The organism is Desulfoluna spongiiphila (genome assembly GCF_900101345.1).
Classification (GTDB): Bacteria; Desulfobacterota; Desulfobacteria; order Desulfobacterales; family Desulfolunaceae; genus Desulfoluna; species Desulfoluna spongiiphila.
On the sequence record NZ_FMUX01000008.1, the window covers coordinates 181,866 to 196,488 of the forward strand.

The following is a 14,623-nucleotide window of genomic DNA, read 5'->3' on the forward strand; positions in this document are numbered from 1 at the left end:
TCCCAATTTTTCAATTTAAAAGAAACAGACCTCCTCAACAGAAACATTATTCAACCATCCGTAAACAAACCGTTGAAGTTCATTTATCGCGTTGAATAATAGCCGTTCAAACGCACCCCTGAAACCTCTGTTCCCCTCTTCAACCTGAAAACTGAGGGCCCGGGTAATACCGTTCATTGCCGGAGGCGTAAAAAGGAAAGTCGATTGGGATTAAAATGGGTCACAAGGCGTCTGGATAGGGATATGAGGAGCCGGAGGCCTGTGAGGGGAGGGTATTTCCGAAAAGATCGAAATGGATAACCAGAGGATTTACCAGCAAAAAAACTATTGACACGTTAGAAATATGAAATTAGGGTGGGATGTAATAACTAGTTATTACGAAGTTTTTGGAATTCATGATGCGACCCGACAGGATGCACCAACATCCTGCCAGGCCTGACCAAAACAACCTTGAGGGAGGTCGTCATGGCTACACAAGTTTTTACACCACACCCATCCCCATTTCAAGTCGTATTTTCCTTCACCTGCGCAACCTTGCGCACCTTTCCCCAACGCAATCGACGTTACAAATGGCCAATCAATAGTGAATGGTGAATAGAAAGCAGAGAATAGGCCATAGCGGAGAGGTAAAATAATAACCGCTGTTGCCGTATTCAAAATGTGACCTCTATTCTCGGATCCCCAATCACCCACTGTGCGCCCTGCGGACCGATGGCCGCTGTTGTGCTGTGGGGGATGGGGGTAATCCACTGCTACTCACGAAATTCACAATCAATACAAAGGATTCGCCATGAGCTCACCGAACAGCCTGCCCGGCCCGGGCATGTTTTCTGGGTCGGAGATCTCTGAACTCTGCGACGCCATTAAGGACGTTCACCGCCTCCTCACGTCCGTGGGGGCCTTCTTTTCTGAATTGGAGAAAACCGAGGCCCCGGGTGGAAACGGTCTCCAGATCGATTTCAAAAAATGGGGGCTTCGCACCATCACCGAGGATCTTCTGGAGCGGCAATACCAGGCCGTGGAGCAAATCGTGTCGTTTTATCGGGAAGAACAAGACAAAATGTCGAAAAAGGGGAGGGGGTAGACGTGGTTCCACAGAGCTGATGAGGCGTAGATCCGGTGACTTGTGTTGCGTGATGCGGTTCGGGAGCCGCACCCTACGAGAAGCCTGCAAACCGAGGGGTTAACGATGGGCAATGCCGCTTAAAATCGCCTCGATTTCACGCACGACCTCCCGGCATTTCTGCGCGTCGAGGGCATCAGGGTGGGGAGAGGCGAACCGGCCGACGTCGTTGTCGAAATATGTGCCGGAGGCATCGGCGAATTCCTCCGAAAGCGCTGCGCGGCAGAGAATGTCTGCGCCGATGCCCAAATCGGCACCCTCCCTGCCATAGGCCTCCTTCACCATCTTGCTGCCCAGGTAAGAACGGGGGTTCACCGCAATGACGGACGGGCCGTCATCCCCAAGGGAGAGGGCCATGTGCCGGGACCACATGGTCAATGCCAGCTTACTCTGGGCATAGACAGCACCATCGCCAAGTCGACTCGGACCATGCAACGCCTTGGGGGCCAGGGATGCCTGTGCGGCGGAAGAGAGATTGACCACCCGCCCTCTGGCGTTCATCAAGGGGAGCAGGCGCCTGGTCAGGGAATAGGGCGCGATGGTATTGACCGCAAACCGGATGTCCAGGCCGTCCGGCGTCACGGTTTCTGGTGATGTGAAAACCCCTGCGTTGTTGATCAGCACATCAAGCCTGTCGTGAGCCTCCGATACCGCCCTTGCCATGGTCTCCACATTCGTCAGCCGGGACAAATCAGCCACATACAGATGGATTCGCCCTGCACCGGGCAATGCGGCCAACATCTTTTCAATCGCTTCAAGCTTGGCGGGGTTGCGCCCGTGCAGCAACAGGGTGTGCCCGTCCTCAGCCAGCATCCTGGCCGTTTCCAAACCGATGCCGTCGGTGGCCCCCGTGAGAAGAATTGTTTTCGGTTCCATGGCTTCTCCTGCATCTCTGGGTTGCAGCGCATACACCCATGACTTGTGAGCAGTTGATATCCTGGATGGCGATCACATATTTTGTACCCAGACTGATACTACGTTAAAATGATGCAAAAAACCATTCTTGGACATGGGATGGCACGGCATAATGTCATTAGAACAACAGCAAATCACCGCACAATTATCAGGCATTATCCTCCAGAACATTCCTCCCTTCGGCCGTCGGAATGACAAACCCCATGATATGGGCAAGTGTCGGCGCAATGTCCACAAGTTCCATCCCGTTGATGTCTTTATTCTTAGGAATGTTCACCCCTTCAAGAAAAAAGGCGGCCCTCATCTCGGGAAACGTTTCTGAATAGCCGTGCTGGGCCATATAGGTGGGCTCTGATTTAAAATAGTTTCCCTGAGTCTGCTCCTGTATTTCATAGCCCGGCTTGGTTACAAGAACATAATCGAATTCAGATACGCATTTTCTTTTGGCAAAGGCTTGCCGACCGGTCAGCACCTCCATGATTCCGCTGTCCTTGTCATCTTGAAGCCGAGTCAATATGACCTCCACCTTCTCTCTGACGGCGCTGTCATCGGAATTTTTCAGCTTGATGTACCCTGATCCGCCTGAACGCTGGCACCACGCCTTCCAGTCCGAAACACTGCCATTTTCATCAAGCTTGATTAACCCGTCCCGGGCAAAAAGGGTATTGGGCCTGATATCTCCGATATTGTCCAGCATTCCATGGTCCGAGACCACGCACACAACAACATTGCCGCCGGTCATTTCATGGACCCTGCCAATGAACACACCCAGCATTTGGTCGATCTTTTCCAGGGCCTCCAAGGCCTCCTTGCCGTAGGTGCCTACCTCATGGGCCACGGTATCATATGCAGCAATGTATGTTGTCAGAAAAAAGGGGTTGTTTCCGGCGCCGGAGGCTACTTTATTTTCAAGTAGCCACGATGAAAATTTCAGCCGTTTTTCATCTCCTTTAAGGCTCAGATCCGTTGCAGGGTATTGCCCCATTTCTTTTTCCGCTTCCCTGACCAGACCCTGGGGGCGGCTTACCGCGTCAAGGATTTTACTGTCCAGAGAGGTTCCGTCCCTCCAGTACTCGGGAATATTGTAATCCGCATCAGCTCCTACGGATGTCGGGAATCCCACGTTAACTGAGACATAACCATTTTTCCCGGTATAATGCCACAGGTTTTGAACCCTCTCGCTGACAAACCAGTTGTAAGCTTTGAGGTGTTTTCCTTCAGGATCAAAGACATAATTGGTATGTATTCCGTGGGTGCCCGGATGAGTGCCGGTGATGATGGACTGGTGGCAGGGATACGTAAATGTGGGAAAAACGCTTTTGATGCCGCGGGAGGCATGGGTGCCGTTCTCCACAAAATATTTGCGAAGATTGGGTAAATTCAGCCCGAGACGCTCGGAATCGAAAATAAATTCAGGTTTTACTGCATCTATTGATACCAGCACAACGCTTGGCCTTATCGTTTTATTCATTTTCACCACCTCTTTGATGTTCTCTGCAAACACGGTTAAAAATGGGCTATTAGCCAAAATCAAGGGCAGACTGTAACCGTGTGTTGCCTGATCGTATCTTTGCCAGGCTGCCTGAGACACGGACCATTTCAGGTCCGTGTCTTATTATTCCTACAAATCAGGCAAATGCCTCCTGGGCTGCCTTTTGAGCGGCCTCTTTTCTCTTTGCCACCATTTTGCAAAGGATGCTGCTTACAATAACACCCATCACGGCACAGACCGTCATCAGAATGAAAACATGCTTGTATCCGCCAATTCCCGGGGTACGATCAAGCAGTCTGCCATAGACCGAATACATGAACATACCCGGAGCATATCCGATGAAACTGCCTATGGACATGGCGGCACCGCTGATTTCCCTGGGAACATCCACTTCATCCATGGGGGCGAAGAACACGGCCCTCTGGGTGTATACAATGGCACCAATACCAAGGGTAAGCACCATCCCCACATAGACATTCATGGATTCGTGGGGCAGCAGGATAAATCCCGTCATGGCGACAATAAACACGATAAAGGCGAGCCTTAAATAGCGTGATGCGGATTTAACCTTTTTGTCTGCCAGCAGCCCGCCGATGGGACCGCCCACCATTTTTAGGCCATAGACATTGATAATACCGTATGCGCCGACCAGGGTAACAGGCAGCCCATAGATCTCTTTCAAAAAGGGAATAAAATATGTCAAACCGCAGAACACGGAATACACGGAGAAAATGGTGAATGCCACCATCCAGATCTGGGGGGTTTTTACGGCCTTGATCATGCCGTCAATGGCAAGCTTGTTTCGGCTAACCCCTTTATCATGCTTCGTTTCTATCTTGTCATCCTCAATCAGGAAGTATGAAATAATCCCGACAATAATGACGGTTACGGAATAAAATATGATTGCCCCCCTGAATCCTGCAGCCTCCTTGCCCAGCCAGGCAAATATTGCCAGTGCGCTGAAGGCGACGATGGTGTCGACAACGCCCCTTCCGGCTTCAAGGAATCCGAACATTCTTCCCTGCTCATCTTTATTTCCTAACAGCCTTACCGATTTGAGCAGAACAGGCCAATAGGCCATGTCGCAGACAACGCCGAATAACGCCCAGGTGATCAGAATTCCTTTGTAGCTAGGAAATGTCGTCAGGTAGAACCCAAGGCACCCGGTCGCAATCAACGACAAAGGTATCAATGTTCTTTTTGAGAATCTGTCGGATAGATAGATTGAAAAAATAAAACCAAAGGACGCCACAGTTCCCCAGGCAGACATGGCGTTACCTATTTGGGTATGCGTCAGGTTGAAATATTCCTGCATAGGGACATAAAATGCATCTTTCAACGATGCAAGTTTATATATTGTTCCCCCACCAAGAACCAGTACCATAAATCTAAACCATCTGTTTACTTGCTTATCTCCCATTTTATCCTCCTCCTCTTAATAATTCAGAGGGTAAACCCCCGGGTGGGGACTCCCCAAGCTTGACAGCTCCACCAGTGAAGGAACTTAACTATTGGTAATGCATTCCATATCCCGGTAAACCCTTCATCCGTCCTTATGCTAACAATATGAACGCTTAGAGAATACTACACAGCAACTTGCGTGCCGGTCACATAACAGAACGCCGTTCTTGTTTATTCAAAAACAAACATCCAAAAATTTTTTAGAAAAATCAAAAACTTAACATCCGGAATAAATATTGCTATTTTTTATTTTCCATTCCGGGCAGGAAATACATGACAAATATATTTGTCTATATCTACCTGAAAAATAAAATGACAAATATTTTTGTCGCATATATTGACAAATGTATTTGTCATTTTCGAAAACCAACCGATATGCCTTTTTTTTATGTGAAAACCGATAAGACTTCTTGGTTCCTTTCATACTTTAAGGGGGAGTCGGGGTGAAATACCTTGGTCGGCCCATGGCCTTTATTGAAAGGATTCTCGATGAATTTGATGTTTTTTTATCGTAGCTATTCAGCTGCGGGAAAATGACCGATTTATTCGGCTAATAGGAAGGATGGTAATTCGCCCTTAAGCAATAGGCGCAACGCTTCGCTCGCAGGCACGCCCACCACTTTGGGAAAGGGAAGGGAAAGGAGAAGCAGGGTGAGTAGCGCTCACTAAAACCCCATAACACACAGATATTAACGTTTTGTTCACAGCAGGACATTGTGAGCAAGTGGACGTGAAGTAAGGCCGGTGGCCCGCGTTGCGTAAGATGGTGCGTGAGCCGCACTCTACGCAAGGATCGATGACACCTCTTTCGGTGGGGTCCGGTATAGGCTGGCCACATGTCCCCACGATCCAAAAAACAGCGGCTGGTAACATGCAACGTGTTCCATGGAGGCTTACCTTATAAAAGGCGGTGGCCCTTGTTTACTATGGGCACCGGGACGTCCCGTCCGTCCCGGTTTGACATATCGCACGCCAGTGCGTAGAGTGTCAGAGCACGATGGAGGGCACACGTGTCCTCACATATCCTGCATAACCATGTACATCATTACCTAACAGACATTTGGAGACCACACATGCTGAAACCTCTCGCCAGACTCCTTGCCGCCACCTCCGCGTTCCTTATGCTATCGGCGGGTGGGGCCGGGGCCATGGAGATCGCCTCCGTCAACGACGAGGCCATCACCCTCCAGGAACTGAACTACGCCGTCCAGACCCTTCCTGAATACAGGAAACTCCAGCAGGAGGTCCTCAAGCGCGTTATCATCAACACCCTCTACTATCAGGAAAGCGTGAAGGCCGGCACCAAGGTGGACGAGAGCCTTGTGGACTCGAACTACGAAAAGCTGAAAAGCAAGTTCACCGCAGACAAGGTCGACTTCGATCAGCTGTTGAGATCCCAGGGCAAGACGGCGGCAGACATTAAAAACGGAATCCGAAAACAGCTCATGGTCCAGGCGTTTATCGCAGATATAGACAAGAAGGCGGGCATTGAGATCACCGATGAAGAGGCCAAGCTCTTTTACGATGAGCAGCCCTCCCTTTTCAGCACCCCGGAAAAGGTTCGCGTCAGCCATATCCACATTGCCCTTCCCGCAGATGCCACCGACGATGAAATCAAAAAAGGCCTTGAAAAAATCCAGGCCGTTGAAAAAGAGCTGGACGCCGGCAAGCCCTTTGCCGAGGTCGCCAAGGCCCGATCCAACGCCGTTGATGCAAAGAACGGTGGGGACGTGGGCTTTATCACCAAGGACTCTCCCGTGGCCAAATCCCTTCTGGACGCCTCGTTTTCCCTTAAAAAAGGGGAGCGCAGCGGCATCATCAAATCCCTGGACGGATACCACATCATCGAGGTCACCGACCGCAAGTCACCTTCCACCATGGGCTTTGACGAGGTCAAGGATTCCATCAAAAACAACATGACAAAAGAGCGCCTGCAGATTCAGCGGGCCTACTTTGAAAAATCCATGGCAGACAAGGCCGACATCAAAATTCACCTTAAATAGAAAGGAACATGCATATATGAAACGAAGTGTAATCAGAGGCACCGGCCGGTGTATTCCGTCCCGATGCGTCACCAACGACGATCTTTCCAAAATGATGGACACCAACGACGAGTGGATCCAGCAGCGTACCGGCATCAAGACCCGCCACTGGGTCCCGGAAGGGGAGATCGTCGGGGCGTCCGACCTTGCCCTGGAAGCGGCCCAAAAGGCACTGGACAAGGCAGGCTGGGAAGCCGAAGAGTTGGACCTGATCATCTTCGCCACCCTGAGCCCGGACATCTTTTTCCCCGGTTCCGGTTGCCTTCTTCAGGCCAAACTGGGCCTCTCCGAGACACCGGCCCTTGATATCCGCCAGCAGTGCACCGGTTTTCTCTACGGTATGAGCACAGCAGACGCCTACATCCGCAGCGGCATGTACAACAAGATCCTTGTCATCGGCGCCGAAGTCCACAGCACGGGGCTGGATAAGACCACCGCAGGCCGCGACGTGGCCGTGCTCTTCGGAGACGGCGCAGGCGCCGTCTGCCTGGAGGGAATCGAGACAGAGAAGAATGTCGGGATCCTCGGCACCATCTTGAAGGCCGACGGCAAGTTCGCCGACAAACTGATGCTGGAACTGCCTGCCTCCAAATACCCGGAGCGCATCAACGCCGAGCTGCTCAAGACCGGCGGCCAGTTCCCCACCATGGACGGCACCCGCATCTTCAAACTTGCCCTGCGAAAGCTCCCCGAGGTAACCCGGGAAGTTCTGGAGCAGGCCGGCATGAGCCTTGAGGAGATCGACATGGTGATCCCCCACCAGGCCAACCTGCGCATCAACGAAGCCTACCAGAAAACCCTGGGGCTCCCTGACGACAAGATCTTCAACAACATTCAGAAATACGGCAACACCACCGCTGCCACCATTCCCATCGCCCTGGATGAAACCATCGAGCAGGGCCTTGTGAACCCCGATTCAAGCACCGTCCTCTTCTCGGCCCTCGGCGCCGGGCTCACCTGGGCGGCCATGATCTATCGCTTCGGCGACTAAGCAGCTTTTCCAACACAGCCATAAAAAAAACGGAGTCGCTTCAATATGAAGCGGCTCCGTTTTTTTGTTTTGGGCGTAACTACTCAGACCATAATAACGAAAGCGCCTCCGGCGGCCCTGCCGGGGGCTAAACTTTTGCCTGATTTTATATTTTTAAAAAACAGATTCAGTCCAGCCTTGGCCAAAGGCGGATGTGATTTGCCCCGAGGAACGAGGGAAAAACGCATCCGCAACCTGCTTTCAAGGTGGCACACCTTGCCGCCGGAGGCATTTTACTTAAAGGGGCAACCGTCCGGCAAACAGCCGCTCCAAATAGAACCGGGTGATCTCATCCATATGGCCGAAGCTGTGCTCCGGGTTCGTATTGCGCGCCACGATCTCGCGGCGCAGGTCGTTGGCGATGGTTTTGCCCAGTTCCACCCCGAACTGATCGAAGGGGTTGATGTCCCAGATAAAGGCCTTGTACACCGTCTGTGCCTCGTAATAGGCAAGGAGACGCCCCACATTCACCGGGGAAAGATCGTTCATCAAAAGGGTGGAGGAGGGGCGGTTGCCCTGAAAAAACCGGGTCTTCTCCTCGGAATCTTTCCCCACGGCAAGGGCCGTGGCCTGGGAGATGAGGTTGGCCCAGAGCTCCTGGTGGTTGCTCACTCCGTGGGGTCTGCAGCCCCCTTCCGGGTACTGGGGCGTGATCACCCCGATGAAATCGATGGGGAAGGGGTGCCCCTGGTGGGCAAGCTGGAAAAAGGAGTGCTGGGCGTTGGTGCCGGGCTCTCCGAAGATGATCACCCCGGAGGACTGATCGATCTCGTAGTTGTTAATGGTGACGGACTTGCCGTTGCTCTCCATGTTCAACTGCTGGATATGGGGCGCCAGCTTGGAGAGGGGGGAGGCATATGGGATCACGGCCTGGGCCTGGTACCCGAGAAAATTGTTGTTCCAGATCCCGATGAGGGCCGACACCAGGGGGATGTTTTCAGGGGAGGGGGCATACTTGGTGTGAATGTCCATCTCCCGGGCCCCTTCAAGGAACTGATTGAACCGATCGTAGCCCAGGTAGAGGCTCAGGGGCACGCCGCCCACCGCCGATGTCACGCTGAATCGCCCGCCGATAAAGTCGAACATGTGAAAGGTCTCGATGCCGGACTCTTTGCCTTTGTCCCCGGGGCTTCCCTTGCTGGTGACGGTGACGAAGTGCTTCATGGCGTCCAGGCCGCAGGCGGTCATATACGCCTTCATCTGCTGGGCGTTGGCCATGGTCTCCACGGTGGTGAAGCTCTTGGAGATAACGATGCAGAGGGTGGTCTCCGGGTCGATCTTGGTCTTGATGGTCTCGAAATTGTGGGAATCCACATTGGAGAGAAAGTGCAGCTCCAGCCCCTTGTCCGCATAGGCAAACAGGGCGTTGGCCACAAACTCGGTGCCGAGGTACGAGCCCCCGATGCCGATGACCACGAGGTGACGAAACGTTTTGCCGGTGCTGCCGCACACCGTGCCGTCGTGGACTTTTTCGCTGAAGTCCCTCATCTGGCGACGCACGGCGTCGATCTCCTCCATCACGTTGACCCCGTCCACGCAGATGGACTGCCCGGAAAAGCTGCGGGCAGCCGTGTGAAGAGCCGCCCGGTTTTCCGTCACATTGACCTTGAGGCCTTCCACCTTGTCGCGATATTTGCGATGGACTTTCGCGGTCTTGGCGAGTTCAAAAAGGAGATCCATGGTCTTGCGGGTGACCCGCTGCCGCGAAAAATCATAGAAAAAGTCCACATGCTTCAGGGAGAACTCCTTCATCCGGCCTTGTTGTTGAACCAGCTGCTTCAAATGGTATTCAGGCCTCTTCATCTCTTCCGCATGCGCTTTCAGTTTTTTCCACACAGGGGTTTTGCTGATCCTGAATCCTTTTTCAGCCATCGTCTCTCCAATTCGTGTTGTTGTGATTCCGCTAGGCAATCGGGGTTAAAAAACGTTAAATTATACGGGTGGTGACGTGGGTGTGACAAGGAAAAAAATATCCGCGACGTCCCTGAAGACCCAAGGCACCGAATCATCGGGATATCCCGGATTTACTGCCCGGTGTGGGCATCAGCTCACCGTTTTTAAACGCCCTGCAAATACCCTGTGACACCATGCCGGGCCCCACAGGCCCAAAGGGGCAGCAGGTACGGCTGTGGCGGTGGTTCTGCCCACCGGGCTTTCCCTTGACTTGCCATTCACCAGCCGTTAAAAACATGATATTTATGAACCTGACCACACCATCCTACCATAAGAGGCAATCATGAACGATACAGAACCCAATGAAAAAATTCGTGCGCTCCTGGATAAAGGGGTCACCATCCCCGCGCCCATGAGCATAGACATTGCCCCGGATGTCCATATCGATCGTATCTCAGGCGACGGCGTGACCCTCCACAGGGGCTGCCGAATCTCCGGGGAATCCACCTACATCGGTCCGGGGTCAATCCTCGGTGAAGAGGCCCCCATGACCGTTGACTCCTGCCAGCTGGCCAAAGGGGTCCGCCTCAAAGGGGGATTTGCCCAGAAAACCGTTTTCCTGGAAAAGGCACAGGCAGGCTCCGGCGCCCACCTGCGCGAAGGCACCGTGCTGGAAGAGGAGGCCTCATGCGCCCACACCGTGGGACTCAAGCAGACCATCCTGCTCCCCTTTGTCACCCTGGGAAGCCTCATCAACTTCTGTGATGTCCTCATGGCAGGGGGCACCAGCCGCAAAGACCACAGCGAGGTGGGCAGCTCCTACATCCACTTCAACTTCACCCCCAACCAGGACAAGGCCACCGCCTCCCTCCTGGGCAACGTCCCCGAAGGGGTGATGCTGGACAAACGCCCCATCTTCCTGGGAGGGCAGGGGGGGCTTGTGGGGCCGTGTCATCTGGCCTTCGGCACCGTGGTGGCCGCAGGTACTCTCATGCGTAAAGATGAAGAGACAGAAGGACGACTTCATTTCGGCGGCGCCATGCGGGCTGGGTCCGTTGCCGCCCCCGAAGGGATCTACCAGAATGTCAACCGCATCGTGAAACACAACATCCGATACATGGGCAACCTCCTGGCCCTGACAGCCTGGACCCGGGACGTCCGAAGCGCCTTTGTGGGCAGGGCCTACCCCAAGGCCGTGCATGAAGGCCACCTGGCCAACCTTGAAGGGGCCCTTACCGAGCGTATCAAACGCTTCCGCGCCTTTGCCGAGAAACTGCCCGCCTCCCTTGCACGTGGTGTGGAAAAGGGGACGGTCCCCGCGGACTCTTCCCTTGCCGCTCAGAAACAGGAGGTGGCCTCGGGGCTCCAGGCCTTTGAGGATGCCCTCCATGGGTTCACCATCCCCGACGCCCAACCCCAACTTCCCGGCGCCTTTGGCGAGGCCCTGGACCAGATGGCCGGGGCCGGATACATCGACAGCATCCACGGCCTGGACGACTGGCACCGCACCAAAGGGCGGGACTGGCTCTTTGACATCGTTCGCCGGACCGAAGACATGGCCGCCCGGCACTTCCCCTTAACCTATGCTTAAGCCATGGGCCACAACCCATTGAAACCAAGGTGATATCAATGAAATTATTCGGAACCGACGGCATTCGCGGCACCTTCAATAAAGAGCCCATGACCGTGGAAACCGCCCTGCGGGTGGGTCAAGCCGTGGCAGCTACCTTTGCCACCCCCTCAAAGCATACCGTTGTCATCGGGCGAGATACCCGGCAATCTGGCCAGGCCCTCACCTCGGCCCTGGCCGCAGGCGTCATGAGCATGGGGGCCCATGTGGCCCTTGCAGGCGTTATCCCCACCCCCGGGGTGGCCTTTCTCACGGCAGCCCATGACGAAGCAGCCGTGGGCGTGGTGATCTCCGCCTCCCACAACCCCTTTGAAGACAACGGCATCAAGCTGTTCGATGAAAACGGGTATAAATTCGATACATCCGTGGAATCAGGCATCGAATCCCTGGTGGCGGATTCCGAATCCCTGATAACACGGCGGGAAGCCTCATCCTCCGTGGGGAGCATGAACCACATCCCCCACGCCGTGACGCGATACCTGGGATTCCTGAAAGAGGCATGCCCCGTTGATCTCTCCGGGCTGAACCTGGTGGCCGACGCGTCCAACGGAGCCGCAAGCAGCCTGGTGGAACCCCTCCTCAAGGGAGCAGGGGCCGAGCTGACCCTCATCAACGCCGCCCCCAACGGAATCAACATCAACGCAGGCTGCGGTTCCGAGCACCCCGAGGAAGTGCAGGCCCTGGTGACCTCGTCAGGAGCCCGCGCGGGCCTTGCCTTCGACGGCGACGCCGATCGGCTGATCTGCGTGGATGAAACAGGGGAAGTTGTCTCCGGGGACCAGGTCATCGCCATTGTGGCCGGTCACTACCGGACCCACGGGCTCCTTGCCAACGACACCGTGGTCACAACCGTCATGAGCAACATGGGCCTGTCCGCCTGCCTGAAAGAGCAGGGGATATCCCACACCAAAAGCGCCGTGGGGGACCGCCACGTTATGCTCGCCATGAAAGAGCAGGGGGCCGTGGTGGGCGGCGAGGACTCCGGTCACATGATCTTCCTGGATCGCCACACCACCGGCGACGGCCTGTTGAGCGCGCTGCTCCTCCTCACTGTCCTGGCAGAGACCGGCAAGCCTTTGTCCGAGTTGAAACAGACCATGACCGTGTTTCCCCAGATGCTCATCAACGTAGACGTCTCCGAGAAAAAGCCCCTGGAGGAACTCACCGAGGTTCCCAGGGCAATTGACGAAGCGGAGAAAGCCCTGAACGGCAAAGGCCGCACCCTGGTACGCTACTCCGGAACCCAGAAGATGCTCCGGGTGATGGTGGAAGGGGAGGATGCCGAACTCACCCGGTACTGGGCCGAGGCCATTGCCGAAGCCGTTCGCCGTGAAATCGGGTAAAGGATATTAAAAAACAGCCTCCGGCGGCGAGGTGAGCCACCTCGAAAGCTGGTTGCCATTGCGCTTCGCCCTTCGTTCCTCAGGGCAAATCACAATGGCGTTGGCTGCGGGCTGCGTCCTCGACAGGGCCGCTGTAGGAAGAAATGTCCCACACCCAAACAAAAAACGGCCCGTGTCACCCCAGTAAAACAGGGACACGGGCCGTTTGAATTTTCTCAGCGACGCAGCGGGATACGCTATTCGCGATTCCCCATGATGCGAAGAAGCATGAGGAAGAGGTTGATAAAATCAAGGTAGAGGGTGAGGGCACCCATGATGGCACCTTTGCGCAGGGTTCCTGCGTCAAGGTCTCCGGGCTGGGAGAGGGCCATGGTCTTGATTTTCTGGGTGTCGTAAGCGGTGAGGCCCACAAAAACGATGACCCCCACGTAGGAGATGATCATGGACATACCGGAACTTCTGAGGAAGATGTTCACCACCGTGGCGATGATGATGCCGATGAGGCCCATGAACATAAAGTTGCCCATGCCCGTCAAATCTTTTTTGGTTACCATCCCGTAGACACTGCACGCCCCGAACATCGCCGCACAGACCACGAAAGTCGAGAAAATGGACGATCGGGTGTAGACGATAAAAATGGAGGCAAGGGTGGCGCCGTTTAATGCGGAGTAGAGCATGAAGAGCAGGGTGGCCGTACCTGCTTTTATCCGTTGGATACCGGCGGAAATGGCAACGACCATGCCGAGTTCAGCAATAATCAGCCCGAAAAAGACCATGCGGTTGCCAAAGATCAGCTGAAGCATTGCTTGAGAGTTTGCCACATACCACGCCACGCCGGCGGTAAGAAGAAGTCCCACCGCCATCCAGTTGTAAACACTCATGAGAAACGTGTTTACCGCTGCCTGGGAACGGACATTTTGAACAGATGAAGACTGCATTGATCCTCCGAATTGAGAAGTTGATGATGACGCCGCAATATTGCGAGGCTATCTCGTTGGATACCGGACCCACTTCAGAACCATCCGGGCCCACAGAGAAAAAGATAACACAGGTATTCGCGATTTCAACCTGTAAAACGAGATAATGGGCCACGGAGACCCTTAATAAGGGAACACCGAGCCCAAAAGGGGCCTTCATGTCAAAAATGTAATGGCTGCGAGGAACACATCGCCGGGACACAAGAGGCTGAGGGACCGTCAACAGTCACTTGACCTTTTTCCGGGATACGGTTAAGCGAAGGGAAGCACACAGGCTGCGGCTACCTGAACGATTTTGATGAATAGAACCATTGACGACGGAACCGACCATGAAACTGAACCAGACCGAACTGTTTGATCACCTGAAGGCAACCATGGAAAAGATGGGTGCCACGTATCAGGAACACAGCTTCCGTGCCACGTCGATTCCGGTTAAAAGCGGACTCTGCCTGGTCCACGGGGAACTCTGCTTCATCATGGACAAACGCCGGAAGCTCCGTGAAAAGAATCGCATCCTCGGACGCGCGCTGGCACGGATGGACCTGGACACCGTCCATATACCGCCTGCGGTGAGGGAGTTTATCCTCGAAGAGGGGTAAAAGGAGCCCATGGCCCGGGACCGGTCTTTGGGGATTCGAAACACAAAAGTTTACATAATATTCATTATCAGACGTTATACACATAAAGCGCCCACAGTAAATTCAAGCCTACACCACT

Annotated in this window: 11 protein-coding genes; 6 read left to right on the forward strand and 5 right to left on the reverse strand. The window is 54.1% G+C overall.

The window, feature by feature from the left end:
• The first annotated feature begins 790 nt into the window (after positions 1-790).
• Complete coding sequence (locus BLQ12_RS12615) at positions 791-1,084, forward strand: hypothetical protein (RefSeq protein WP_092211011.1); 294 nt, start codon at positions 791-793, stop codon at positions 1,082-1,084.
• Positions 1,085-1,183: 99 nt separating this feature from the next.
• Here BLQ12_RS12615 and BLQ12_RS12620 read toward each other — a convergent pair whose 3' ends face one another.
• From BLQ12_RS12620 to BLQ12_RS12630, 3 genes are all read right to left on the reverse strand, one after another.
• Positions 1,184-1,999: an SDR family NAD(P)-dependent oxidoreductase gene (locus BLQ12_RS12620; RefSeq protein WP_092211012.1), complete on the reverse strand. Its 816-nt coding sequence runs from the start codon at positions 1,997-1,999 to the stop codon at positions 1,184-1,186.
• Between the two features lie 187 nt (positions 2,000-2,186).
• Positions 2,187-3,629, reverse strand: coding sequence for an alkaline phosphatase family protein (locus BLQ12_RS12625; RefSeq protein WP_217640302.1), 1,443 nt, complete (start codon positions 3,627-3,629; stop codon positions 2,187-2,189).
• Between the two features lie 37 nt (positions 3,630-3,666).
• The gene (locus BLQ12_RS12630) at positions 3,667-4,950 is read right to left on the reverse strand and encodes an MFS transporter (protein WP_092211013.1); all 1,284 of its coding nucleotides are present in this window, start codon (positions 4,948-4,950) and stop codon (positions 3,667-3,669) included.
• Between the two features lie 1,114 nt (positions 4,951-6,064).
• On the opposite strand from BLQ12_RS12630, the gene BLQ12_RS12635 reads away from it, so the two are divergent.
• The gene (locus tag BLQ12_RS12635) at positions 6,065-6,994 is read left to right on the forward strand and encodes a peptidylprolyl isomerase (RefSeq protein ID WP_092211014.1); all 930 of its coding nucleotides are present in this window, start codon (positions 6,065-6,067) and stop codon (positions 6,992-6,994) included.
• A gap of 16 nt (positions 6,995-7,010) precedes the next feature.
• Complete coding sequence (locus BLQ12_RS12640) at positions 7,011-8,024, forward strand: 3-oxoacyl-ACP synthase III family protein (RefSeq protein WP_092211015.1); 1,014 nt, start codon at positions 7,011-7,013, stop codon at positions 8,022-8,024.
• A 276-nt stretch (positions 8,025-8,300) separates the two neighbouring features.
• Here BLQ12_RS12640 and pgi read toward each other — a convergent pair whose 3' ends face one another.
• Positions 8,301-9,935: a glucose-6-phosphate isomerase gene (pgi, locus tag BLQ12_RS12645; protein WP_092211016.1), complete on the reverse strand. Its 1,635-nt coding sequence runs from the start codon at positions 9,933-9,935 to the stop codon at positions 8,301-8,303.
• A gap of 364 nt (positions 9,936-10,299) precedes the next feature.
• Here pgi and BLQ12_RS12650 point away from each other — a divergent pair, with 364 nt between their 5' ends.
• Entirely contained in the window at positions 10,300-11,547 is a 1,248-nt protein-coding gene (locus tag BLQ12_RS12650; RefSeq protein ID WP_092211017.1) for a hypothetical protein, read from the forward strand.
• A gap of 38 nt (positions 11,548-11,585) precedes the next feature.
• On the forward strand, positions 11,586-12,929 hold the full coding sequence (gene glmM, locus BLQ12_RS12655; protein ID WP_092211018.1) for a phosphoglucosamine mutase: 1,344 nt from the start codon (positions 11,586-11,588) through the stop codon (positions 12,927-12,929).
• A gap of 236 nt (positions 12,930-13,165) precedes the next feature.
• On the opposite strand, the gene BLQ12_RS12660 is transcribed toward glmM, so the two are convergent.
• Positions 13,166-13,867, reverse strand: a complete 702-nt coding sequence (locus BLQ12_RS12660) for a Bax inhibitor-1/YccA family protein (RefSeq protein WP_092211019.1) — start codon at positions 13,865-13,867, stop codon at positions 13,166-13,168.
• Between the two features lie 368 nt (positions 13,868-14,235).
• On the opposite strand from BLQ12_RS12660, the gene BLQ12_RS12665 reads away from it, so the two are divergent.
• On the forward strand, positions 14,236-14,505 hold the full coding sequence (locus BLQ12_RS12665) for a hypothetical protein (protein WP_092211020.1): 270 nt from the start codon (positions 14,236-14,238) through the stop codon (positions 14,503-14,505).
• The last annotated feature ends 118 nt before the right edge of the window (positions 14,506-14,623 follow it).